The 22,904-nt window shown below is 63.5% G+C and carries 21 protein-coding genes and 1 pseudogene; 16 read left to right on the top strand and 6 right to left on the bottom strand.

Annotated elements, in window-relative coordinates; genetic code table 11:
- Nucleotides 1-33: 33 nt before the first annotated feature.
- Complete coding sequence (locus tag BLW22_RS27775; RefSeq protein ID WP_074847818.1) at nt 34-5,853, top strand: Hpt domain-containing protein; 5,820 nt, start codon at nt 34-36, stop codon at nt 5,851-5,853.
- On the top strand, nt 5,846-6,301 hold the full coding sequence (locus BLW22_RS27770; protein WP_027606077.1) for a chemotaxis protein CheW: 456 nt from the start codon (nt 5,846-5,848) through the stop codon (nt 6,299-6,301). Before BLW22_RS27775 ends, BLW22_RS27770 begins: the two co-directional genes overlap by 8 nt.
- A 162-nt stretch (nt 6,302-6,463) precedes the next feature.
- Here the strand turns inward: BLW22_RS27770 and BLW22_RS27765 are convergent, their stop codons facing one another.
- Together BLW22_RS27765 and BLW22_RS27760 are read right to left on the bottom strand one after the other, a co-directional pair.
- Nucleotides 6,464-6,751, bottom strand: coding sequence for a HigA family addiction module antitoxin (locus BLW22_RS27765; protein ID WP_065923840.1), 288 nt, complete (start codon nt 6,749-6,751; stop codon nt 6,464-6,466).
- A gap of 14 nt (nt 6,752-6,765) precedes the next feature.
- Nucleotides 6,766-7,044, bottom strand: coding sequence for a type II toxin-antitoxin system RelE/ParE family toxin (locus BLW22_RS27760; RefSeq protein WP_065923839.1), 279 nt, complete (start codon nt 7,042-7,044; stop codon nt 6,766-6,768).
- Between the two features lie 560 nt (nt 7,045-7,604).
- Here BLW22_RS27760 and BLW22_RS27755 point away from each other — a divergent pair.
- The 10 genes and pseudogenes from BLW22_RS27755 to madM all read left to right on the top strand — a co-directional run bounded on the left by BLW22_RS27755 (nt 7,605) and on the right by madM (nt 15,302).
- A pseudogene (locus tag BLW22_RS27755) lies at nt 7,605-7,866 on the top strand (DUF6124 family protein).
- 306 nt (nt 7,867-8,172) lie between these two features.
- The gene (gene mdcA / locus BLW22_RS27750; protein ID WP_065946510.1) at nt 8,173-9,843 is read left to right on the top strand and encodes a malonate decarboxylase subunit alpha; all 1,671 of its coding nucleotides are present in this window, start codon (nt 8,173-8,175) and stop codon (nt 9,841-9,843) included.
- Nucleotides 9,844-10,677, top strand: a complete 834-nt coding sequence (locus BLW22_RS27745; protein ID WP_065923836.1) for a triphosphoribosyl-dephospho-CoA synthase — start codon at nt 9,844-9,846, stop codon at nt 10,675-10,677.
- Nucleotides 10,677-10,976, top strand: a complete 300-nt coding sequence (locus BLW22_RS27740; protein WP_065923835.1) for a malonate decarboxylase subunit delta — start codon at nt 10,677-10,679, stop codon at nt 10,974-10,976. The genes BLW22_RS27745 and BLW22_RS27740 overlap by 1 nt, the downstream gene beginning before the upstream one ends.
- Nucleotides 10,969-11,811 (top strand): biotin-independent malonate decarboxylase subunit beta, encoded by an 843-nt coding sequence (locus BLW22_RS27735; RefSeq protein WP_065923834.1) that lies wholly within the window; start codon nt 10,969-10,971, stop codon nt 11,809-11,811. Before BLW22_RS27740 ends, BLW22_RS27735 begins: the two co-directional genes overlap by 8 nt.
- Complete coding sequence (mdcE, locus tag BLW22_RS27730) at nt 11,808-12,578, top strand: biotin-independent malonate decarboxylase subunit gamma (protein WP_074847816.1); 771 nt, start codon at nt 11,808-11,810, stop codon at nt 12,576-12,578. The genes BLW22_RS27735 and mdcE overlap by 4 nt, the downstream gene beginning before the upstream one ends.
- Nucleotides 12,572-13,168, top strand: a complete 597-nt coding sequence (locus BLW22_RS27725; RefSeq protein ID WP_074847814.1) for a malonate decarboxylase holo-ACP synthase — start codon at nt 12,572-12,574, stop codon at nt 13,166-13,168. Before mdcE ends, BLW22_RS27725 begins: the two co-directional genes overlap by 7 nt.
- Entirely contained in the window at nt 13,165-14,064 is a 900-nt protein-coding gene (gene mdcH / locus BLW22_RS27720) for a malonate decarboxylase subunit epsilon (protein WP_065923831.1), read from the top strand. The genes BLW22_RS27725 and mdcH overlap by 4 nt, the downstream gene beginning before the upstream one ends.
- A gap of 67 nt (nt 14,065-14,131) precedes the next feature.
- Entirely contained in the window at nt 14,132-14,536 is a 405-nt protein-coding gene (madL, locus tag BLW22_RS27715) for a malonate transporter subunit MadL (protein ID WP_027606068.1), read from the top strand.
- Between the two features lies 1 nt (nt 14,537).
- A complete protein-coding gene (madM, locus tag BLW22_RS27710; RefSeq protein WP_027606067.1) occupies nt 14,538-15,302 on the top strand; it encodes a malonate transporter subunit MadM in 765 nt (254 codons plus the stop codon).
- 19 nt (nt 15,303-15,321) lie between these two features.
- Here the strand turns inward: madM and BLW22_RS27705 are convergent, their stop codons facing one another.
- Nucleotides 15,322-16,242: a LysR family transcriptional regulator gene (locus BLW22_RS27705; protein ID WP_065923829.1), complete on the bottom strand. Its 921-nt coding sequence runs from the start codon at nt 16,240-16,242 to the stop codon at nt 15,322-15,324.
- Between the two features lie 144 nt (nt 16,243-16,386).
- On the opposite strand from BLW22_RS27705, the gene trhA reads away from it, so the two are divergent.
- Entirely contained in the window at nt 16,387-17,004 is a 618-nt protein-coding gene (trhA, locus tag BLW22_RS27700) for a PAQR family membrane homeostasis protein TrhA (protein WP_027606065.1), read from the top strand.
- Here the strand turns inward: trhA and BLW22_RS27695 are convergent.
- Complete coding sequence (locus BLW22_RS27695; protein ID WP_074847812.1) at nt 16,999-17,901, bottom strand: LysR family transcriptional regulator; 903 nt, start codon at nt 17,899-17,901, stop codon at nt 16,999-17,001. The genes trhA and BLW22_RS27695 overlap by 6 nt on opposite strands.
- Nucleotides 17,902-18,010: 109 nt before the next feature.
- On the opposite strand from BLW22_RS27695, the gene BLW22_RS27690 reads away from it, so the two are divergent.
- The 3 genes from BLW22_RS27690 to BLW22_RS27680 are packed head-to-tail and all read left to right on the top strand — an operon-like array spanning nt 18,011 to nt 20,547.
- Nucleotides 18,011-19,258, top strand: coding sequence for a D-amino acid dehydrogenase (locus BLW22_RS27690; protein ID WP_065947839.1), 1,248 nt, complete (start codon nt 18,011-18,013; stop codon nt 19,256-19,258).
- Nucleotides 19,259-19,268: 10 nt separating this feature from the next.
- On the top strand, nt 19,269-19,619 hold the full coding sequence (locus BLW22_RS27685; RefSeq protein ID WP_074847810.1) for a RidA family protein: 351 nt from the start codon (nt 19,269-19,271) through the stop codon (nt 19,617-19,619).
- 25 nt (nt 19,620-19,644) lie between these two features.
- Nucleotides 19,645-20,547, top strand: a complete 903-nt coding sequence (locus BLW22_RS27680) for a transporter substrate-binding domain-containing protein (protein ID WP_065947837.1) — start codon at nt 19,645-19,647, stop codon at nt 20,545-20,547.
- A gap of 44 nt (nt 20,548-20,591) precedes the next feature.
- On the opposite strand, the gene BLW22_RS27675 is transcribed toward BLW22_RS27680, so the two are convergent.
- Together BLW22_RS27675 and BLW22_RS27670 are read right to left on the bottom strand one after the other, a co-directional pair.
- A complete protein-coding gene (locus BLW22_RS27675; RefSeq protein ID WP_065923824.1) occupies nt 20,592-21,311 on the bottom strand; it encodes a 16S rRNA (uracil(1498)-N(3))-methyltransferase in 720 nt (239 codons plus the stop codon).
- 37 nt (nt 21,312-21,348) lie between these two features.
- Entirely contained in the window at nt 21,349-22,755 is a 1,407-nt protein-coding gene (locus tag BLW22_RS27670; RefSeq protein ID WP_074847808.1) for an adenosylmethionine--8-amino-7-oxononanoate transaminase, read from the bottom strand.
- Nucleotides 22,756-22,904 lie beyond the last annotated feature (149 nt).

The following is a 22,904-nucleotide window of genomic DNA, read 5'->3' as shown; positions in this document are numbered from 1 at the left end:
CCAGGCAACCCACGAATTCTAAGCGGAGCAGTTATGGTTGATCGGCACGACTACGTGGCCCTCGAATGGGTCAAGGGCGACATTGCCGAAACCCTGAAACAGGCCCGTTCGGCGCTGGATGCATTTGTCGAGACCCACGACGATGGCGTGATCAGCCAGTGCCTGGACGCTATCCACCAGGTACATGGTGCGCTGCAAATGGTCGAGTTCTACGGCGCGGCGCTGCTGGCCGAAGAGATCGAAGAACTGGCCCTGGCGCTCCAGGCCGGGCATGTCGGCCAGCGCGAGGAAAGTATCCGCCTGCTGCAACAGGCCCTGGGCCAACTGCCGTTGTACCTTGACCGGGTGCACAGCGCTCGCCGTGATTTACCGCTGGTGGTGCTGCCGCTGCTCAACGACCTGCGCAGTGCCCACGGCGAAAGCCTGCTGTCGGAAACCAGCTTGTTCAGCCCGCAACTGCTGTCGATTGCGCCGCTTGCCGATGACGCCCTGGCTCAACGCGCGCCGGCCGACCTCCAGGCGCAACTGCGCCAGTGGCATCAACTGTTGCAGCAAGCCCTCGCCGGGCTGCTGCGTGAAGACCACGGGCCGAGCAACCTGGAAGATATGGCGCGGGTGTTCGCGCGCCTTGAGGCGCTGTGCCAGGGCGCGCCGCTGTTGCCGCTGTGGCAAGTGGCGTCGGCGCTGGTCGAGGGCATGCTCACCGGCGTAGTCGCCAACAGCCCGGCGCTGCGCAGCCTGCTCAAGGCCAGCGACAAGCAGCTCAAGCGCCTGCTGGCACAGGGCATCGGCGGGATCAACCAACCCGCACCGGATGAACTGCTCAAGAGCCTGTTGTTTTACGTCGCCAAAGTCACCCGACCGACCCCGCGCATGCAGAGTCTGAAAGAGCGCTACAGCCTGGATGAGGCCTTGCCCGACAGCACGGTGGTGGACGCCGAACGCGCGCGCCTTGCCGGGCCGGATCGCAACGCCATGGGCTCGGTGCTCGGTGCGTTGTGTGAAGAGTTGGTCCGGGTCAAAGAGCGCCTCGACCTGTTCGTGCGCAGCGACCGCCAGCACACGAGCGACCTCGACGCGCTGCTGGCGCCCCTGCGACAGATTGCCGATACCCTCGCGGTGCTGGGGTTTGGCCAGCCGCGCAAAGTCATCATCGACCAGCTGGCCGTGGTATTGAGCCTGGCCCAGGGGCATCGCGAGCCCAACGATGCGGTGTTGATGGACGTCGCCGGCGCGCTGCTCTATGTGGAAGCCACGCTGGCGGGAATGGTCGGCACCGTCGAGCCGGAAGGCCATGAAGAGAGCCGCCTGCCCACCACCGACCTGACCCAGATCCACCAGTTGGTCATCCGCGAATCCTGCCAGTGCCTGCAGCAAGCCAAGGAGCTGGTGATCGACTGTATCGAAGCCGATTGGGACCGCCAGCGCCTGGAATCCCTGCCGGAACTGCTGAGCCAGGTGCGCGGCGCGCTGGCGATGATCCCCTTGCCCCGCGCGGCAAGCCTGATGCGCGGTTGCACCGATTATGTCGACGAACAGTTGATGGTCAACGACAACCCGCCGTCGGAGGTACAACTGGGGCATTTCGCTGACGTGATCAGCAGCCTGGAGTATTACCTCGAGCGCATGCTCCAAGACCCGGACGCCGCCGGTGAACGGGTGTTGGAAATGGCCACCCAAAGCCTGGCTGCGCTGGGCTACCTGCCTGCCGAAAAACCCTGGCGCCAGGCGCTGGCAGCACCCGATGGCGCGCTGTCGAGCGAGGTTGCGCCCAGCCAGTCGCAGTTCGACGCACTGGCCAACCCCACTTCGGGCCTCAATCCGCCGGCCTTGCAACGCCCCGGTAGCCTGCTGCCGCCGCCGGCCGATGAAGCGCCCATCGACGATGAACTGCGCGATGTCTTCCTCGAAGAAACCGAGGAAGTCCTTGAGGTGCTGCACCGTCACCTGCCCAACAGCGCGGACAAAACCGCCCAGGGCGAAATGCGCCGCGCTTTCCACACCCTGAAAGGCAGCGGCCGCATGGTACGCGCCCTGGTGCTGGCGGAGCTGGCCTGGGCCGTGGAAAACCTGCTGAACCGTGTGCTCGAGCGCAGTGTGGCCCTCGGCCCCGAGATCCAACAGGTGCTGGATGACGCCGTGGCCCTGCTGCCGGCATTGATCGCCGACTTCGCGACGGGCGAACAACACCAGCGCGATGAGGTCGACGCCCTGGCCGCCCGCGCCCACGCCTGGGCCAACGGCGCAGGGTCAGGCGCCGAACCCCACGATCCGATGTTGCTGGAGATCTTCCGCAACGAAGCCCAGAGCCATCTGGACAGCCTCAACCACTTCCTGCAACAGGCCGCCGAGCATGTGCCGCTGCAAGTCAGCGATGAACTGCAACGGGCCCTGCACACCCTCAAGGGCAGCGCCTACATGGCTGGCGTGTTGCCCATCGCCGAGCTGGTGCGCCCACTGGATCACCTGACCCGCGAATACAAGGCCCATCGCCTGCCGCTGGACCTGGACGAAGTCGAGTTGCTGCTGGAAGCCGAAGGCCTGTTCCAGCGCGGGTTGCGTCAACTGGACCGCGATCCCCTGGTGCCGATCAAGGGCGCGGATGACTTGATCCGCCGTACCCAGGCCCTGCTCGACCATCAACTGGCCGCGCTGCTCGACGCCCCCAACACGGGGTTGCGGATCAAGCGCGACCCGCAACTGATTGCCAACTTCCTGGCCCAGGGCATGGACATTCTGCTCGACGCCGAAAACCTGCTGCGCCGCTGGCAGCAACACCCCGGCGAACGCCAGGAACTCACCGCGCTGCTGGATGAATTGACCACGTTGGGGGAGGGCGCGCATGTTGCTGACCTGCACGCCATCGATGAACTCTGCGAAGCCTTGCTCGACCTCTACGGCGCCGTGGAAGAAAGCAGCCTGGCGGTCAGCGAACGGTTTTTCCATGAGGCCGAACAGGCCCATGAGGCGCTGATCAGCATGCTCGATCAATTGGCCGCCGGCCAGGAAATCATCCCGGCTCCGGCACGTGTACACGCCCTGCGCGAACTGCTGGACGATGCGCTGGACCCTTCTGCCACCGGCCTGATCAAAAGCGACGGCAGCCGTACCCTGAGCATCTCCGAACTGGGCGCCGCCACCGCGCAACTGCAGGATGAAACGTGGATCGACGATGAACTCGTGGAGATCTTCCTCGAAGAAGCCGTGGATATCCTCGACAGTGCGGGGCAGTCGCTCAAGCGCTGGCTGCTGGAGCCGGACAGTGCCGCGCCGTTGTCGTCCCTGCAGCGCGACCTGCACACCCTCAAGGGCGGCGCGCGCATGGCCGACATCGGACCGGTGGCCGACCTTGCCCATGAATTGGAGTGCGTGTACGAAGGCCTGGTGGATCGGCGCTACAGCTACTCCAGCGAGCTGTCGCAGGTGCTGATGGCCAGCCATGAGCGACTGGCCTTGCAACTGGAGGAACTGCAGCACCATCAACCCTTGAGCGACAGCGCCGAACTGGTCGCCAGGTTGCGCGCGCTACGCCAGGGCGGCATGCCGGCTGCACAGGCCGCTCCACCTGCGGAAACGCCGGGCACCGACCCCGAGTTGCTGGACATCTTCCTCGAAGAAGCCGCCGACATTCTCGACAGCTCCGGCAGCGCCTTGCTGCGCTGGCAGGCCGAGCCGAACAATCGCCAGGAAGTCGAAACCCTGCTGCGCGACCTGCACACCCTCAAGGGCGGCGCGCGCATGGTCGAGATCGGGCCGATCGGTGACCTGGCCCATGAGCTGGAATTTCTCTACGAAGGGCTGTCCGCCGGTTTGCTCGCGCCGTCCGCCGAACTGTTCGCGTTGCTGCAGGGCTGCCACGACCGCCTGGCGCAGATGATCGACGCCGTGGCGGATGGGCTGCCGGTGGGTTCGGTGGACAAGCTCATCGAACGTATCAAAAGCCTGGTGCACCCCAGCGATGAGCCCGTGACGCCCGTGGCGCTGCCCGCAGGCAAGGTCGAAGCGGTGGTTGATCCCGGCGCCGACATGGTGAAGATTTCCGCTGACCTGCTGGACGACCTGGTCAACCTGGCCGGCGAGACCTCGATCTTCCGTGGCCGTATCGAGCAGCAAGTCAACGACGCGCGCATTGCCCTGCATGAGGTGGAAACCACTATCGAACGCATGCGCGACCAACTGCGCCGCCTCGACACCGAAACCCAGGGGCGCATCCTCAGTCGTCAACAGGCCGAGGCCGAGCGCCTGGGCTATGAAGAATTCGACCCGCTGGAAATGGACCGTCATTCGCAGTTGCAGCAACTGTCCCGGGCGCTGTCGGAATCGGCCTCCGACCTGCTCGACCTCAAGGACACCCTCGACCGCCGCAACGAGGACGCCCATGGCCTGTTGCAGCAACAGGCGCGCATCAACACCGAGTTGCAGGAAGGCCTGATGCGCACGCGCATGGTGCCCTTCGAACGCATGCTGCCGCGCCTCAAACGCATCGTGCGCCAGGTGGCGGGCGAGTTGGGCAAGGACGTGGAATTCATCGTCGGCAATGCCGAGGGCGAGATGGACCGCAATGTGCTGGAGCGCATGGCGGCACCGCTGGAACACATGCTGCGCAACGCCGTCGACCATGGCCTGGAGTCCCGCGATGCGCGGCTGTTGGCCGGCAAGCCGGAGAAGGGCCGCATCACCCTGGACCTGACCCACGAAGGCGGCGATATCGTTTTCGACATGCGCGACGACGGTGCCGGCGTGCCCCTGGAAGCGGTGCGGCGCAAGGCGATCAAGCGCGGTTTGCTCGCCCCTCATCAAGAGATGAGCGACCGTGATGTGTTGCAGTTCATCCTGCAGCCGGGGTTCTCCACGGCGGAAAAGATCACGCAGATTTCCGGGCGCGGCGTGGGCATGGACGTGGTGCACGAAGAAGTGCGCCAGCTCGGCGGCTCGATGTTCATTGACTCGACACCGGGGGAGGGCGTGCACTTTCGCATCCGCCTGCCGTTTACCGTGTCGGTCAATCGGGCGTTGATGGTGCACTGCGCGGACGATCAATACGCGATCCCGCTCAACACCATCGAAGGGCTGGTGCGGGTGCTGCCCCATGAGCTGGCGGGGCACTACCAGCAGGATCCGCCGTGTTATGAATATGCCGGCCAACGCTACGAGCTGTTTTACCTGGGTGACCTGCTGCACACCGTCGGTCGCCCGAAATTACTGGGCCAGTATCAACCCGTGCCGGTGTTGCTGGTGCAGTGCAACGAGCGCCGTGTGGCGGTGCATGTGGACGCCATGGCCGGCACCCGGGAGATTGTGGTCAAGGGCCTGGGCCCGCAGTTTTCCGGGGTGCAGGGGTTATCCGGCGCGACCATCCTGGGGGATGGGCGCGTGGTGTTGATCATCGACCTGCTCGCGCACATCCGCGCCCGGCAACCGGCCTTGCCGGCCCAGGCGGTGGATGCTCCGTTGATCCTCAACGACCCGCTGAAAAAGCGCCCGCTGCTGGTGCTGGTGGTGGACGACTCGGTCACCGTGCGCAAAGTCACCAGCCGCCTGTTGGAGCGCAACGGCATGAACGTACTCACCGCCAAGGATGGCATCGACGCCCTTGCCGTGCTCGAGGAACATACCCCCGACCTGATGCTGCTCGACATCGAAATGCCGCGCATGGACGGCTTCGAAGTCGCCATCCAGGTGCGCAACGACCCCCGGCTGATGCGCCTGCCGATCATCATGATCACCTCCCGCACCGGCCAGAAACACCGCGACCGCGCCATGGCCATCGGCGTCAACGACTACCTGGGCAAGCCGTACCAGGAATCGGTGCTGCTCGAAAGCATCGCCTACTGGAGCAAATCCCGTGCTTGACCACCGCACCAGCCAACTCACCGGCCTGCTCCTGCCCCTGGCCGACCGCCACCTGATACTGCCCAACGTCGCCATCGCCGAGTTGATCGACTTCCAACGCGGCGAACCGGCCAGCGATGCGCCGCCGTGGTATTTGCGGCAAGTGACGTGGCGGGATCGGCAAATCCCGTTGATCAGCTTTGAAGCGGCGTGCGGCGAGGCCGGCGTGACCGGCGAACGCTCGCGGATCGTGGTGTTGAATGCACTGGGCGGCCGACCGACGTTGAAGTTTATTGCGCTGGTGATCCAGGGGATTCCACGGTCGTACAAGCTCGATAGCGAATTGAGCTACGTGGACGTGCCGCTGTGCCCGCTGGAACTGGCGGCGGTGCAGGTGGGGGAACATGTGGCTAAGGTGCCGGATTTGATGGGGCTCGAGGCGTTGCTGGTGGAGTCCGGGTTGGCGTGAATCTAAGTCATGTGAGGATCCCCTGTGGGAGGGGCATCTGAATGTGATATTGCGTAGCAGCTGTCGAGCCCCGGCGAGGCTGCGCTTGCGGCCCGTCTGACACACCGCTGACGCAGCCTCGCCAGGGCTCGACAGCTGCTACGCAGGGAGACTTGCTCAAGCTCAATCAATCCGCGCAAACCGCTCAATCAACGGCTGCTCCCGATGCTCGGCCTGCCACAAGTCGTAGGCACTTTGCATCGATAGCCATAGTTGTGCAGTACTTACGCCGGCTCGCTCCAACCGGACGGCAAGGTCCGGGCTGACGGGAGCGTGGCCATGCAAGATCCTTGAAAAAGTTTCGCGGGCAAAGCCAAGACGTTTAGCCATTTCGGTGATGGTGATGCCCAAGGCTGGGACCACGTCCTCAAGCAGAATTTCACCTGGGTGAGGTGGGTTGTGCATACCCATATCGATACCTCTACTCAGTGGTAATCAAGATAATCAACCAGTTCGACCTGATCGTCGAACATCCGAAAAATGATGCGCCAGTTACCACTTATGCTGACTGACCAGTAGTCGATCAGGTCGCCCTTCAAACGGTGGAAGCGCCAGCCGGGCAGATCCAGTGCATCTGGGTGCTCGGCCTTGTCCAGAATGAGCAGCATGCGGCGCAAGCGCTTTGCATGATTTGCGTTGATGCCTCTGGTTGAACCGGTCTCATAGAACGCCCTGAGTCCTTTATGTTTCCAGCTGACGATCATGGCGCGATTGTGATGTGATACATCACGCTCTGCAATGGCCTTGCATCGGGATTAACGATCGGGTTCATGATGCCTGCCCGTAGCTATTCGGAGCGAAAAGGCTAGGGACAACGGTTCCGAGCAACAACCTGAAAAGTCTGTCAGATAATTCTCTTCTGAGTGTCGATGATCGTTCCCACGCTCCGCGTCACCCTATTGCAGGGCTTTGGTCTTGCGCTGGCTGGCGGCTGCGGCTGGGGCTTCGGATTTTTCCTGCAAGATTTTGGGTTATGCATGAACTTGTCGCGTGCAGTCAGCGCGCCTAGTCTTCGTCCCGTCATCGCAAAAAACGGTGACACGGACGTGCAAGTCCGGTTACATGTCGGCGCACCAACGCCCATAGCCATTCAACGGGCGTTTTTTATGCCTGCTGTATTTGTTATGGCGGCTGTGCGTGGGAGATCCTTCGGGGTCTGCCGGGGTCCGATATGCCCGGTCTTGCACACCTGCGCACAGCTGCCACCTTAATTCGCGTGCAAGCGGAAAAGGGCAGTCTCCATCACATATCGGAGTTGTAAATCATGGTTAAACCTACCCCCAATCCGCCCGCAAGCCTCTTCACCGTAAACCCCCCACCAAAACACCGAAACCCTGCTGGTCAACGCCAGCGAAACCCTGTCCTCCCTCAACGCACTCACCTGCAACCTGGCCTTCGACCTGGACACTTCCCAGCGCGCCATCATGCTCGGGATCCAGCAAATGACCGAGTTGGGGCAGTTGCTGGTGGATCGGGCGCTGGAGCAGGTCAGCCCTTCGCTGGAAAAGGTCCCAAACAGGGACTGATCAGCCCCTGTTTGGGACCGCTATCTAACAGGCATCACTGAACAAATGTGGGAGGGGCGGTGCGACGATTCGACTTGCCCCCGATGGCTGAGTGTCAGTTGATACATCACTTAGCTGACCCACCGCCATCGGGGGCAAGTCGAATCGTCGCACCGCCCCTCCCACATTTAGATCATCTTTTGGCTCGGGTCAGCATTTGCTGATGCTCCATTACTCCAACCGTAACGATCCGCCGCCCAGCTTGATTGATGGCCCCCTGAATCACTCCTAAGGTACAGCCCACGACAGCAAACCCGTGGAGCGACCATGACAACAACAATAAACCCCGACTCGCGCTGGACGCGGCGGCGCGACGAGAAGCAGCGGCGGCTGGGGCTGGTCAAAAAAATCGCAGACGGGGCCGTGTTGCCCAGTGACAGGATTGTCGAGGCGCTTGAGGCGCTGATCCTCCCCGGCGACCGCGTGGTGCTGGAAGGCAACAACCAGAAGCAGGCCGACTTCCTCTCGCGCTCCCTGGCCCAGACTGACCCGGCCAAACTCCACGATTTGCACATGATCATGCCCAGCGTCGGGCGGTCCGAGCACCTGGACCTGTTTGAAAAGGGCATCGCGCGCAAGCTGGACTTTTCCTTCGCCGGCACCCAATCCCTGCGCATCAGCCAACTGCTCGAAGACGGCCTGCTGGAAATCGGCGCGATCCACACCTACATCGAGCTCTATGCACGGCTGGTGGTGGACCTGATCCCCAACGTCGTACTGTCCGCCGGTTTCATGGCCGACCGCGCCGGCAATATCTACACCGGCGCCAGCACCGAAGACACCCCGGCGCTGATCGAGCCCGCCGCGTTCAGCGATGGCATCGTGATCGTGCAGGTCAACCAGTTGGTGGATGACGTCAGCGACTTGCCCCGCGTCGACATCCCCGCCAGTTGGGTGGATTTTGTGGTGGTGGCCGACAAGCCGTTCTACATCGAGCCGCTGTTCACCCGCGACCCGCGCCATATCAAGCCGGTGCATGTGTTGATGGCGATGATGGCGATCCGCGGCATCTACGAAAAACACAATGTGCAGTCCCTCAACCACGGCATCGGCTTCAACACCGCCGCCATCGAATTGATCCTGCCCACCTACGGTGAATCCCTGGGCTTGAAGGGCAAGATCTGCCGCAACTGGACCCTCAACCCGCACCCCACGCTGATCCCCGCCATCGAAAGCGGCTGGGTGGAAAGCGTGCATTGCTTCGGCACCGAACTGGGCATGGAGAACTACATCGCCGCGCGCCCGGATGTGTTCTTCACCGGCCGCGACGGTTCGATGCGCTCCAACCGAATGTTCTGCCAGCTGGCCGGCCAATACGCGGTGGACCTGTTTATCGGCGCTACCCTGCAAGTCGACGGCGACGGCCATTCCAGCACCGTGACCCGTGGCCGCCTCGCCGGCTTTGGCGGGGCGCCGAACATGGGCCACGACCCGCGTGGCCGTCGTCACGGTACGCCGGCATGGCTGGACATGCGCCACGGCGACGCGCCGGAAGCGCTGCTGGAGCGCGGCAAAAAGCTTGTGGTGCAGATGGTCGAGACCTTCCAGGAAGGCGGCAAGCCCACCTTCGTCAACACCCTGGATGCGGTCGAAGTGGCGCGCAAAAGCGGCATGCCCCTGGCGCCGATCATGATCTACGGTGACGACGTCACCCACCTGCTCACCGAAGAAGGCATCGCCTACCTGTACAAGGCGCGGTCCCTGGAAGAGCGCCAGGCGATGATCGCCGCCGTCGCCGGGGTCACCGCCATCGGCATGCGCCACAACCCCAAGGACACCGCGCGCATGCGCCGCGAAGGCCTGATCGCCTTGCCCGAAGATTTGGGCATCCGCCGCACCGACGCCACCCGCGAGCTGTTGGCCGCCAAGAGTGTGGCCGACCTGGTGGAGTGGTCCGGTGGCCTGTACAACCCGCCCGCCAAATTCAGGAGCTGGTAAATGCGCGCCCTTAAACTGCACGAACTCAGCCTCGCGGATCGCCTGGCGGATATGGCCGTCGATGCGCTGATCGATGAAGCCGACCTGTCGCCCAAGCCCGCCCTGGTGGACCGTCGCGGCAACGGCGCCCACAGTGATTTGCACCTGGGGCTGATGCACGCCTCGGCGCTGTCGCTGTGGCCGATGTTCAAGGCAATGGCCGAGGCGGCGCTTGAACTCGGTGAAGTCGGCTTGCCCCTGCGCGAAGCCCTCGGCCGTATCGGGCGCGAAGGCGAACAGGCGATGCTCGTCACCACCCACGGCGTGAACACCCATCGCGGTGCGATCTGGGCCCTTGGCCTGCTGACCGCAGCGGCTGCCCTGGAACCGCGAGCCATAACGCTGAACGCCGCCAGACTGGCCCTGCTCAACGACCGTTACGCGCCCCAATCGATGAGCCACGGCGCCCAGGTCGCGCAACGCTACGGCGCACGTGGTGCCCGTGAAGAAGCGCAACTGGGCTTCCCCGCCGTGACCCAACGCGGTCTGCCGCAACTGCGCCAGAGCCGCCGCCAGAACGTCGGTGAACAGAACGCGCGTCTTGACGCCTTGCTCGCGATCATGACCGACCTGGCCGACACCTGCGTGCTCTATCGCGCCGGCCTGGAAGGCCTGCATGCCATGCAGCGCGGTGCCCAGGCCGTGCTCGACGCCGGCGGCAGCGCAAGCCTCGCCGGGCGCCGCCAACTGCATGAGCTGGACCATCAACTGCTGGCCCTGAATGCCTCCCCCGGTGGCGCCGCCGACCTGTTGGCCGCCTGCCTGTTTATCGACCGCCTCGACGGAGCGTTGTGATGGAAACCTTATCCTTTGAATTCCCCGCCGGGCAGCCGCCAACAGGCCGTGCGCTGGTGGGTTGCGTCGGCTCGGGCGACCTGGAAGTGCTGCTGGAGCCGGGCACGGCCGGCACGTTGACCATCCAGGTACAGACCTCGGTGAATGGCGCCGAACAACGCTGGCAGCACCTGTTCGAACGCATTTTCCAAGAGCAGACGCCACCCGCCCTGAACATTGATATCCACGATTTCGGCGCCACCCCAGGCGTGGTGCGTTTGCGCCTGGAACAGGGATTCGAGGAGATCGGCCATGACTGACTTGCTGGCTAAACACAGCTTCGTGGAACTGGGTGCGCGGCAGCGGGCCAAGGCCTTGTTGGATGCCGGCACCTTTCGCGAACTGATCGACCCGTTCCAGAGGGTCATGTCGCCCTGGCTCAGCCGCCAAGGGGTGGTGCCCCAGGCCGATGACGGCGTGGTGATCGCCAAGGGCAGCATCGGCGACTTGCCCGTAGTGATTGCGGCCATTGAAGGTAACTTCCAGGGCGGCAGCCTCGGTGAAGTGGGCGGCGCGAAAATCGCCGGCGCCCTGGAACTGGCCGCCGAAGACAACCGCAAGGGCATCCCGACCCGCGCCGTGCTGCTGCTGGAAACCGGCGGCGTGCGCTTGCAGGAAGCCAACCTCGGCCTGGCCGCGATTGCCGACATACACGCGGCGATTGTCGACCTGCGCCAGTACCAGCCGGTGATCGGCGTGGTGGCGGGCAGCGTTGGCTGTTTCGGTGGCATGTCCATCGCCGCCGGGCTGTGCAGCTACCTCGTCGTCACCCGCGAAGCGCGCCTGGGCCTGAATGGTCCGCAGGTGATCGAACAGGAAGCCGGGTTGGAAGAGTACGACTCCCGCGACCGTCCTTTTATCTGGAGCCTCACGGGCGGCGAACAGCGTTTCAACAGCGGCCTGGCCGACCGTTACGTGGCCGACGATGCGGCGCAGATCCAGCAGACGGTCAGCGCGTTGTTGCAGCAAGGCGTGCCCGCCCAACAACGCAGTCGCCAGGCTGATTATTACCTCACACGCTTGGCCGAGTTGGACGCCGTAGCGCAAATCGACCCGGCGACGGTGCGCGAGCTGTATCAGGGAGAACGCTCATGAGAGGCTTGCAGTGGTTCAACGCATTGAGCGCCGGCGCTCCAGTTGTAGACGATTTGCCGGCGTCGCTGAGGGTGGCCGACGGTGTATTGGGTGAGCAACAGGTGCGCTTTGTCGCCGTGGTGACCGACGCGCAAAACCGCTTCTCTCGGGCGCGCAATGGCGAAGTCGGCCTGCTCGAAGGCTGGGGCCTGGCCAAGGCCGTCGATGAGGCCATCGCCCGCGGCGACAAGCGGCCCATCATCGCCATCGTCGATGTGCCCAGCCAAGCCTATGGCCGTCGCGAAGAAGCCCTCGGCATCCACCAGGCCCTGGCCGCTGCGGCCGACAGCTATGCCCGCGCGCGCCTCGCCGGCCACCCAGTGATTGCGCTGCTGGTGGGCAAGGCCATGTCCGGTGCGTTCCTGGCCCATGGCTACCAGGCCAACCGCCTGATTGCCCTGCGCGACCCCGGCGTAATGGTGCACGCCATGGGCAAGGCCTCGGCCGCGCGGGTGACCCTGCGCAGCGTCGAAGAGCTGGAAGCCCTGGCCGCCAGTGTGCCGCCCATGGCCTATGACATCGACAGCTATGCCAGCCTCGGCTTGCTGTGGGAGACCTTGTCGGTCAGCCAGATTGAACAGCCCACGGCGGACGATGTAGCGCGGGTCAGTGATTGCCTGGTGAATGCGATCAAGGACATCGGCAGCGCCGATCTGCGCGGACGCCTCGGCGCGACTAATCGGGCAGCCTCCAGCCAGGTTCGCCAACTGCTGCGGGAACAATGGTGAACGCCCACGACTTGCTCTGGGGCATGACCCCAGCGCATGCGCCCGCCGATGCACCGGCCTGGGTGCTCGAAGCGCTCGGCGCCGGCCATCCGGTGGTGGTGCGCCGCGCCATTGCCGCGCCGGGGCATGTGGCGGTCGGCGTGCGCGGGCGTTTGCGTGAGCAGCGGTTCGCCGCCGAGATGCCGCTGGCGGCGGTGCAGCGGCGTGTTGCACCGGAAGCCCTGCGCGACGTGGTTTCGTCACGGGATTTACCCGCGCTGCACGCGCTTGCTCAATTGCGTTCGGTGCTGGTGCACGAGGCATGGGGCGTCAGCGGTAGCGCAGGCTTTGAATTGGCCACCGGCATCGAAGCACTGCATGCCCAGAGTGATCTGGATTTGATCCTGCGTACGCCCAAGCGCCTTGAACGCGCCGCTGCCGAGGACCTGCTGGCGAGCCTGGACACGACGGTGTGCCCTGTGGACCTGCAACTGCAAACCCCGTTTGGCGCCGTCGCCTTGCGCGAATGGGCCAGCGGCTCACGCCGTGTGCTGCTGAAAACCACCAGCGGCGCGCATCTTGTGCTCGACCCTTGGCAGGCCGTGGCATGAGCAGCCTGCTGGTGTTTCCAGGGCAGGGCGCTCAGCGACCAGGCATGCTGAAGTCGTTGCCCGAACCTGTGCTGGCAGAAGCCAGCGATGCCCTGGGCGAAGACGTGCGCGTGCTCGATTCCGCGCAAGCCCTGGCCAGTACTCGCGCCGTGCAACTGTGCCTGTTGATCGCCGGCGTCGCCCACGCCCGCCTGTTGGAGCGCACCCCGGATTACGTGGCGGGCCTGTCCATCGGCGCCTACCCGGCTGCGGTCATCGCCGGGGCCCTGGATTTTGCCGATGCGGTAAAGCTTGTGAGCCTGCGCGGCCAACTGATGCAAAACGCTTATCCACACGGCTACGGCATGACCGCGATCATCGGCGTGGAGTTATCCACCGTCGAAACACTCCTCGCCGACATCCACAGCCCTGAAACCCCGGTGTACCTGGCCAATATCAACGCCGATAACCAAAGCGTGATCGCCGGCAGCGACGAGGCCATGAAGCGTGTTGCCGCGCGCATCAAGGGCAACGGCATCGCCAAACGCCTGGCCGTCAGTGTGCCGTCCCATTGCGCGCTGCTGGAGCAGCCGGCCGAGGTCCTGGCCCAGGCATTTGTCCCGCTCAAGGCGCCGCGCATCACCTACCTGAGCAGCACTCGCGCGCGGCCGATCCACAACCCCGAACATCTGCGCGACGACCTGGCCTTCAACATGTGCCGCGTCGTTGACTGGCGCGGCACCGTGCAAAGCGCCTACGAGCGCGGTGTGCGCCTGCAAATCGAACTGCCCCCGGGCGCCGTGCTCACCGGCCTGTCACGCCGCGTGTTCGAACAAGGCACCGTGATCGCCTGCGAAGGCGCACGCCTGGATACCTTGCAGGCCCTGCTGGAAGAGGAGGAGCGCCGCCACCGATAAAGCACCACCCAAGGCTGTCGAAGCACAAAAACAACAATTTCGATCGAGCACTTCGAGGACAACAACAATGATTATTTACGGTGTGGCATTGCTGGCGATCTGCACGCTTGCAGGTGTGATCATGGGCGACATGCTCGGCGTGTTGCTGGGCGTCAAATCCAACGTGGGCGGGGTGGGTATCGCCATGATCCTGCTGATCTGCGCTCGCCTGTGGATGCAAAAACGCGGCGGCATGACCAAGGAGTGCGAGATGGGCGTGGGCTTTTGGGGCGCCATGTATATCCCCGTGGTGGTGGCGATGGCCGCGCAGCAGAACGTCGTAACCGCCCTGCACGGCGGCCCGGTCGCGGTGCTGGCGGCGATTGGTTCGGTGGTGGTCTGTGGTTGCACCATTGCGTTGATCAGCCGTACTCACAAGGGCGAGCCTCTGCCCGCCGAAGAGCCGCTGATCGTGCCTGCGGGAGGTCGCTGATATGTGGGATCTCATCGAAAAAGGCCTGGAACATAACGGCCTGATCACCGCGTTTGCGTTTGTTGGCGTGGTGATGTGGATTTCCGTGGTGCTGTCCAAGCGCCTGACGTTCGGGCGCATCCACGGCTCGGCGATTGCCATCGTCATCGGCCTGGTCCTGGCCTGGGTCGGCGGCACCCTTACCGGCGGGCAAAAAGGCTTGGCCGACCTGGCACTGTTCTCTGGTATTGGCCTGATGGGCGGCGCGATGCTGCGCGACTTCGCCATCGTTGCCACGGCGTTCGAGGTGCAGGCCACCGAGGCGCGCAAGGCCGGGATGATCGGTGTGATTGCGCTGCTGCTGGGCACGATCCTGCCGTTTATCGTCGGCGCCAGCATGGCCTGGGTGTTTGGCTATCGCGACGCGATCAGCATGACCACCATCGGCGCGGGTGCGGTGACCTACATCGTCGGCCCGGTGACCGGTGCGGCGATTGGCGCGACTTCGGATGTGATGGCACTGTCGATTGCGACCGGGTTGATCAAGGCGATCCTGGTGATGGTCGGCACCCCGGTGGCGGCGCGTTGGATGGGCTTGGACAATCCGCGTTCAGCGATGGTGTTCGGTGGCTTGGCCGGCACCGTGAGCGGCGTGACGGCAGGGCTGGCGGCGACGGATCGGCGCTTGGTGCCGTATGGCGCGTTGACGGCGACGTTCCATACCGGGCTTGGGTGTTTGCTGGGGCCTTCGTTGCTGTACTTCATTGTGCGTGGGTTGGTGGGCTGACCTTGAGGGTTGCGGAGTGTCAGGCTGTTCCCTGCCGATTGGCATACATCCGACACTCCGCCAACAACGCGAGTAAATTCGGATCACGCTCCTTGGCCTTCAGGAACACCACCCCGATATGCTGCTGCAACCGATACCTGGGTTGCAGCGGTATCAGCTTCACGCGGTTCTCGTACACCGCCGCGATCCTTCCTGGCAGCAACGCATAACCCACCCCCGAACTGACCATGCTCAGCAGTGTGAAGATGTCATTGACCTGCATCGCCACCTTCGGCTCGAACCCCGCCTGCTTGAATACCCGGTTGCCATCCTGGTGGGTGGCGAAGCCTTGGGTGAGGGTGATGAAGGTGGCGTCGCGGACGTCGGCCAGGTCGATTTCCTGGGCGCGGTCGAAGGGTGAGTCGGCGGGGGTGGCGAGGAAGATGTCGTCGCAGAACAGCTCGATCTGTTCGCAGTCGGGGTCGTTGGCGTGTTCGTCGAGGGAGATGAGGATTGCGTCGACTTCCATGTTCTTGAGCTTGTACAGCAGGTCGAAATTGGAGCCGAGGATCAGGTCGATATTGAGTTCGCTGCGCCTGATCTTCAGGCCCATGATCAATTGCGGCACGGTCTTGACCGTCAGCGAATACAGCGAGCCTAGCTTGAAGCGTTCGGCGGAGAAGCCGGCGGCTTCGCGGGTCAGGCGTACGCTGTCGACCACATCGGCGATGAGTTTCTGTGCGCGTTCTTCCAGCACGTAGGCGCTTTCCAGCGGGGTGAGGTTGCGGCCCTCGTGTTTGAACAGCGGGCAGCGCAAGGCATTTTCCAGCGAGTGGATGGCGCGGTGCACGCTGACATTGCTGGTTTGCAGCTCGGCGGCGGCGCGGGCCAGGTTGCCGGTGCGCATGAATGCCAGGAAGATTTCCAGTTTCTTGAGGGTGAATTCTTCGTCGATCAGCATGGCCGTGGGCTCTTGTTCGAATGCGTCCGATTGTGCCCGCAAAACCCGGCGGCGTCCTCGGAACGTCACAAGTCGCTTGCACTCTTATGCGCAAGGCTGGACGCTTGCCAGCCAGTTCCAGCGGCTACAGGAGGTCAGTGACAGATGTATCACGGGGAACGATTCAACGCCTGGAGCCATTTGCTCGGTGCGGTCGCGGCGTGTATTGGCGCCGTGTGGATGTTGGTGGTGGCGAGCCTGGACGGCAGCCCCTGGAAAATCGTCAGCGTGGCGATTTATGGCTTTACGCTGATGGTGCTGTACAGCGCGTCGACCGTGTACCACAGCGTGCAGGGGCGGCGAAAAGAGATCATGCAGAAGGTCGATCACTTTTCGATCTACTTGCTGATCGCCGGCAGCTACACGCCGTTTTGCCTGGTGACGTTGAGAGGCCCGTGGGGCTGGACGCTGTTCGGCATCGTGTGGGGGCTGGCGGTGATCGGCATCCTGCAGGAGATCAAGCCGCGTTCCGAGGCGCGCATCCTGTCCATCGTGATCTACGCGGTGATGGGCTGGATCGTGCTGGTGGCGGTCAAGCCGCTGATCGCCGCGCTGGGCACCGCCGGGTTTATCTGGCTGGCGGCGGGCGGGGTGCTGTACACCGTCGGCATCATCTTCTTTGCCCTGGAGGATCGCCTGCGGCATTCCCATGGGATCTGGCATTTGTTTGTGATCGGCGGCAGCCTGCTGCATTTCGTGGCGATCATGCACTACGTGTTATAGGCGCTCCAGCAGCTCCTGAGCCCGGTTGCCGAGGATCTGTAGCAGGTTGGCCAGCATATGCGGCGGTGGTTCATTGGCACGGGTCAAGGCGTAGAGGGTGATCGGCAGCGGCGGTGTAAGTGTGCGGATGCAGGTGGTCGCCGTCGATGCGCCGAGGGCGGTAAAGGGGTCGATGACCGTCAAGCCTGCGCCGGACTCCACCATTGCCCGCGCCAGGGAATAGGTTTGCACCGAGATCGTCACCCGAGGCGGCGGGTCGACGCTCTCCAGGTAGTTGTCGAGCTTTGCCGCCAGTGGGTCGGCGCTGGACAGGCCAATCAACGGTGCCCCCGCGAGGTCTGCCAGGGGCAGGGCCTGATGCAGCTCAGCGTCCGGCCAGTAGTTTTTCGACGCCAGGGCCACCAACACACCGTTGGCCAGCACTTGTGTGGTCAACCCGGGATGGCCGGAGAAGCTGAGGGTCAGTGCCAGGTCGATTTCGCGCATCAACAGTTTTTGCACCAGCTCGCGGCTATGGTCGCTGGACAGCTCGCAGGCGATGTCCGGGTAGTCGCGCTTCCATTCCTGAATCGCCGGGGGCAGCAGCGACAGCGCCAATGCCGGGATTGCACCAATCCGCACACTTTGCCCCGGGGCGCGGCGCAGGCTCTTGGCCAGGCGCCGCACGCCTTGCAGGCTCGCGGTGACTTTTTCGACTTCGCTTTCCAGCGCCAGGGCTTCGGGCGTGGGCTGCAATTTGCCGCGTACCCGCAAAAACAGCGGGAAACCCAATTGTAACTCGGCATGTTGCAACACCTTGGTCACCGCCGGTTGGGAGACATGCAGCAACTGCGCGGCGGCGCTGATGGAGCCGGTCTGGCGGATGGCCTGGAAGATTTCGATATGACGCAAGCGCATGGCAGGTCCATAACCTTTGTTTATAGGTGCCCCATCTTTATTCATTGTCGGCGGCCTGTCACCTGCACCTACCCTGGGGCTTTCTTGGATCAAGGGCTGGGGGTGTTGAATGGCCAGGCAGGTTTGCATCATTGGCGGTGGCGTTATCGGCCTGGCGAGTGCCTACGCGTTGGTACGTGCAGGTCATGAAGTGACGGTGATCGACGCGCGTGACACCGTGGGCAGCGAAACCAGCTTCGCCAATGGCGGGCAATTGTCCTACCGCTACGTCGCACCGCTGGCGGATGCGGGAGTGCCGCTACAGGCGATTGGCTGGTTGCTGCGCGGTGACTCGCCACTGAAGCTGCGCCCACGCCTGGACCCCCGACAATGGCGCTGGATGGCTGCGTTCATCGGCGCTTGCCGTGGCTCGGTGAACAAGCGCAACGCCGCCCACTTGCTGCGCCTGGCGAGCCTGAGCCAAAACACCTTGCAGCAATGGCGCGTCGACGATCGCCTGGACACGTTCAATTGGCGGCGTAACGGCAAGCTGGTGACCTTTCGCAATGCCGATACCTTTGAGCGTGCGCGCAGCAAGGTCACCGACATCCTGCAACAACAGGTGCTGTCGGCGCTGGATTGTGCGCGCCTGGAACCGGCGCTGGCGCAGGTGGCGGGTGAGTTTGTCGGTGGTATCTATACGCCCAATGAAGAAGTGGCGGACTGTCATGCCTTCTGCCAACAGCTGGCGGCACGCCTTGAAGCGTCGGGGCGCTGCACCTTTCTGCTGGGGCGCAAGGTCACCAGGATTCGCCATGCCGACGGCGCGGTACAGGCCATCGAGCTGGGCGGCGAAGTGATGCCGGTGGAACACCTGGTGCTGGCGGCCGGTCATCGCGCCGCCGAGTTGGCATTGCCCGGCGTGTCACTGCCACTGTATCCACTCAAGGGCTATAGCCTCAGCGTACCGATTGGCGCACAGCACCAGGCGCCGAATGTGAGCATCACCGACTACGACCGCAAGATGGTCTACGCGCGTATCGGCGAACAGCTGCGGGTGGCGGCCATGGTGGATATCGTCGGCTTTGACGCCAGCCTTGAGCCCAAGCGCCTGGCGCTGATGAAACGCCAGGCGGTCGAGACATTTCCTACCGCTGGCGACTATGCCAATGCTGTGGAATGGGCCGGTATGCGTCCCGCCACCCCGACCGGTGTGCCGCTGATTGGCCCCAGCGTGTATCGCAACCTGTGGCTGAACCTGGGCCACGGCGCCCTCGGCTTTACCCTGGCGTGCGGCAGCGGCCAATTGCTGGCCGAGCTGATCGGCCACCACCTACCTTCCATAGATATGCAGGGCCTGGCGCCCCGCGCCGCGTGAGGATTGACCCATGACCATCAACCGAATCAGCAGCAACGACCGACTGTCCGGCGCCGTCACGTTCAAGGATCTGGTATTCCTTTCGGGCCAGGTGCCCGGCGAAGGCCTGGATGTGGCGACGCAAACCCATGAAGTGCTGGCCAGGATCGATGCGCTGCTGGCCCAGGCCGGCAGTGACAAGGATCATTTGCTCAATGCGACCATTTACTTGAAAGACATCGGCAGCGGTTTCGCGCCGATGAATGAGGTGTGGGCCGCCTGGCTATCGCCCGGGATGGCGCCGACGCGCACTACCCTGCAGGCGGAACTGGCGCGGCCGAGCGTGCTGGTGGAAATCAGCGTGATTGCGGTACGAAAATAACGTCAAAGACCAACGGAGAATAACAATGAAAAAAATCCTGTTGACCGGCTGCACCCTGGGCCTTTTGCTGGGAGTACACGCCCATGCCAACCAGGCGCCGCTGGACGGTACGCTGGGCAAGATCGCCAGTACCAAGTCCATCACCCTGGGTTATCGCGATGCGTCGGTGCCGTTTTCCTACGTGGGGGATCACAGCGGCAAGCCGATGGGCTATTCGGTGGACCTGGCCAGTAAGATCGTCGAGCGTATCCAGCAGAAAACCGGGGTGGCCGACCTTAAGGTGAAGTACAACCTGGTGACCTCTCAAACGCGGATTCCGCTGGTGCAGAACGGCACCGTCGACCTGGAATGCGGCTCCACTGGCGTCACGGCCGAGCGGCAGAAGCAGGTGGCATTTTCCTACGGGTTTATTTACGTGAAAGGCCAGTTGTTGACGGCTAAGGACAGCGGTATCAAGGGCTTCGCCGACCTGGGGGGCAAGAACGTGGTGACTACCGCCGGCACCACCAACGAGCGTTTTCTAAAGAGCTACAACGCCGAGCACAAGAGCAATATGTTCGTGATCAGCGCCAAGGACCACGGCGAGGCGTTCAAGATGCTCGAGACGGGCCGAGCGGCCGCGTTCTATATGGACGATGCATTGCTCTACGGCGAACGTGCCAAGGCCAAGGACCCACACAACTGGGTGGTGGTGGGCGAGGAGCAGTCGCGGGAGATCTACAGCTGCATGGTGCGCAAGGATGATCCGCAGTTTCTCGCGGTGGTCAACGAGACCCTCGGCGACCTGTACCGTTCGGGGGAGATCAACGGGATTTACCAGCGCTGGTTTGAACAGCCGATTCCGCCCAAGGGCTTGAACCTGGAATTCCCGATGACCAGTGAGTTGAAGGCGATCATTGCCAAGCCGATCAGCGATCCGGTGGAGTAAGAAGGGGTAACCCCATCCAAATGTGGGAGGGTTTGCAAAGTGGGTTAGAAGTCGCCCCACAGCTGCTGGGCGACCGCCAATGCCACCACCGGCGCAGTCTCGGTGCGCAACACACGCGGGCCGAGGCGGGCGGCGTGGAAGCCGGCGCCTTGGGCCACTTCGACTTCCCCATCCGTCAATCCACCCTCGGGCCCGATCAGGAACGCCAGGCTCGCAGGTTTGGCATGGCTGACCAGCGGCTCGGCCACCGGGTGCAGCACCAGTTTCAGGTCCGCCTCGACCTGCTTCAACCAGTCCGCCAGCAGCAACGGCGGGTGAATCACCGGTACCGTCGAACGCCCGCACTGCTCGCACGCGCTGATCGCCACCTGGCGCCAGTGCAGCAGGCGTTTGTCGGCGCGTTCGTCCTTCAGGCGCACTTCGCAGCGGTCGCTGAAGATCGGCGTGATGGCGTTGACGCCCAGCTCGGTGGCTTTCTGGATCGCCCAGTCCATGCGTTCGCCCCGGGACAGGCCCTGGCCGAGGTGGATGTGCAGCGGCGATTCGGCCTGGCCGGCGAAGCTTTCGGTCAGTTGCACAGTGACGCGTTTTTTCCCGACTTCCAGCAGGCTGCCCAGGAACTCCTGGCCGGAGCCGTCGAACAATTGCACGGCGTCACCTTCGCCCATGCGCAGCACGCGGCTGATGTAGTGCGCCTGGGCTTCGGGCAGTTCGTGATCGCCGAGGCTCAGCGGGGTGTCGGTGAAAAAGCGGGACAGTCTCATTTTGGTTCTCTGGAAAAAGGTGTAGGTGTGCCGGCAATCAACCCGGATCGCGGAAACCAGGGTGGAAATCCTTCGGCACCGCCACGCTGACTTTGCTGTTGGTGGCGATGTCGATGCCTTCGCTGGCGACTTCGGCGAGGAAGTCGATCTGCTCCGGTGTAATCACATAGGGCGGCAGGAAATACACCACGCTGCCCAACGGCCGCAACAACGCGCCGCGTTCCAGGGCGTGTTCGAACACCTTGAGACCACGGCGCTCCTGCCACGGGTAAGCGGTCTTGGTGGCCTTGTCCTGGACCATCTCGATGGCCAGCACCATGCCGGTCTGGCGTACTTCCGAGACATGCGGATGGTCGACCAGGTGCGCCGTTGCCGTGGCCATGCGCCGCGCCAGGGCCTTGTTGTTTTCGATGACGTTGTCTTCTTCGAAAATATCCAGGGTTGCCAGGGCCGCTGCGCACGCCAGTGGGTTGCCGGTGTAGCTGTGGGAGTGCAGGAAGGCGCGCAGGGTCGGGTAGTCGTCGTAGAACGCGTCATAGACGTCATCGGTGGTGACCACGGCGGCCAACGGCAGGTAGCCGCCGGTCAGGGCCTTGGACAAGCACAGGAAGTCCGGGCGGATGCCGGCCTGTTCACAGGCGAACAGGGTCCCGGTGCGGCCGAAGCCCACGGCGATTTCATCGTGGATCAGGTGCACGCCATAGCGGTCGCAGGCCTCGCGCAGCAGCTTGAGGTACACCGGGTGGTACATGCGCATGCCGCCGGCGCCCTGGATCAGCGGTTCGACGATCACGGCGGCGACGCTGTCGTGGTGCTCGGCCAGGGTCTGTTCCATGGCCAGGAACATCGTGCGCGAGTGTTCTTCCCAGCTCATGCCCTCGGGGCGCAGGTAACAATCCGGGCTCGGCACCTTGATAGTGTCCAGCAGCAGCGCCTTGTAGGTCTCGGTAAACAGCGGCACGTCGCCCACCGACATCGCGGCGATGGTTTCGCCGTGGTAGCTGTTGGTGAGGGTGACGAAGCGTTTTTTGTCCGGCAGGCCACGGTTGAGCCAATAGTGGAAGCTCATCTTCAGCGCGACTTCGATGCACGACGAACCGTTATCGGCATAGAAGCAGCGGGTCAGGCCCTCGGGGGTCATCTTGACCAGGCGCTCGGACAGCTCGATCACCGGCTGGTGGCTGAAACCGGCGAGGATCACGTGTTCCAACTGGTCGACCTGGTCCTTGATGCGCTGGTTGATGCGCGGGTTGGCGTGGCCGAACACGTTGACCCACCAGGAGCTGACGGCGTCGAGGTAGCGCTTGCCTTCGAAGTCTTCCAGCCAGACGCCTTCACCGCGTTTGATCGGGATCAGCGGCAGTTGCTGGTGGTCTTTCATCTGGGTGCAGGGATGCCACAGCACCGCGAGGTCGCGTTGCATCCACTGGTTGTTCAAGCCCATCGGTGATCTCCTCGAAGCGGTCCTGCGAGCGGCGCAGGTGAAACAATCGCGCAAGCCTATGCAATGGTGGCCCCGGTCACAAGCCATTGTGGGGAATTCGGAGTAAACGTAGGACGGACTGTCACGTTTCTTAGGAATAGTCCTTAATC

Origin of the sequence: Pseudomonas marginalis (assembly GCF_900105325.1) — a bacterium.
In the GTDB taxonomy this organism is placed as follows: domain Bacteria; phylum Pseudomonadota; class Gammaproteobacteria; order Pseudomonadales; family Pseudomonadaceae; genus Aquipseudomonas; species Aquipseudomonas marginalis.
The sequence above is the reverse complement of the archived record's forward strand: the minus strand, read 5'-3'. Positions and strand labels throughout refer to the sequence as shown.

Bases quoted from the DNA above. Each gene is read 5' to 3' on its own strand.
- BLW22_RS27775 (WP_074847818.1), top strand. From the start codon at position 34: ATGGTTGATCGGCACGACTACGTGGCCCTCGAATGGGTCAAGGGCGAC.
- BLW22_RS27765 (WP_065923840.1), bottom strand. From the start codon at position 6,751: ATGGGTATGCACAACCCACCTCACCCAGGTGAAATTCTGCTTGAGGAC.
- BLW22_RS27760 (WP_065923839.1), bottom strand. From the start codon at position 7,044: ATGATCGTCAGCTGGAAACATAAAGGACTCAGGGCGTTCTATGAGACC.
- mdcA (WP_065946510.1), top strand. From the start codon at position 8,173: ATGACAACAACAATAAACCCCGACTCGCGCTGGACGCGGCGGCGCGAC.
- BLW22_RS27745 (WP_065923836.1), top strand. From the start codon at position 9,844: ATGCGCGCCCTTAAACTGCACGAACTCAGCCTCGCGGATCGCCTGGCG.
- BLW22_RS27740 (WP_065923835.1), top strand. From the start codon at position 10,677: ATGGAAACCTTATCCTTTGAATTCCCCGCCGGGCAGCCGCCAACAGGC.
- BLW22_RS27735 (WP_065923834.1), top strand. From the start codon at position 10,969: ATGACTGACTTGCTGGCTAAACACAGCTTCGTGGAACTGGGTGCGCGG.
- mdcE (WP_074847816.1), top strand. From the start codon at position 11,808: ATGAGAGGCTTGCAGTGGTTCAACGCATTGAGCGCCGGCGCTCCAGTT.
- BLW22_RS27725 (WP_074847814.1), top strand. From the start codon at position 12,572: ATGGTGAACGCCCACGACTTGCTCTGGGGCATGACCCCAGCGCATGCG.
- mdcH (WP_065923831.1), top strand. From the start codon at position 13,165: ATGAGCAGCCTGCTGGTGTTTCCAGGGCAGGGCGCTCAGCGACCAGGC.
- madL (WP_027606068.1), top strand. From the start codon at position 14,132: ATGATTATTTACGGTGTGGCATTGCTGGCGATCTGCACGCTTGCAGGT.
- madM (WP_027606067.1), top strand. From the start codon at position 14,538: ATGTGGGATCTCATCGAAAAAGGCCTGGAACATAACGGCCTGATCACC.
- BLW22_RS27705 (WP_065923829.1), bottom strand. From the start codon at position 16,242: ATGCTGATCGACGAAGAATTCACCCTCAAGAAACTGGAAATCTTCCTG.
- trhA (WP_027606065.1), top strand. From the start codon at position 16,387: ATGTATCACGGGGAACGATTCAACGCCTGGAGCCATTTGCTCGGTGCG.
- BLW22_RS27695 (WP_074847812.1), bottom strand. From the start codon at position 17,901: ATGCGCTTGCGTCATATCGAAATCTTCCAGGCCATCCGCCAGACCGGC.
- BLW22_RS27690 (WP_065947839.1), top strand. From the start codon at position 18,011: ATGGCCAGGCAGGTTTGCATCATTGGCGGTGGCGTTATCGGCCTGGCG.
- BLW22_RS27685 (WP_074847810.1), top strand. From the start codon at position 19,269: ATGACCATCAACCGAATCAGCAGCAACGACCGACTGTCCGGCGCCGTC.
- BLW22_RS27680 (WP_065947837.1), top strand. From the start codon at position 19,645: ATGAAAAAAATCCTGTTGACCGGCTGCACCCTGGGCCTTTTGCTGGGA.
- BLW22_RS27675 (WP_065923824.1), bottom strand. From the start codon at position 21,311: ATGAGACTGTCCCGCTTTTTCACCGACACCCCGCTGAGCCTCGGCGAT.
- BLW22_RS27670 (WP_074847808.1), bottom strand. From the start codon at position 22,755: ATGGGCTTGAACAACCAGTGGATGCAACGCGACCTCGCGGTGCTGTGG.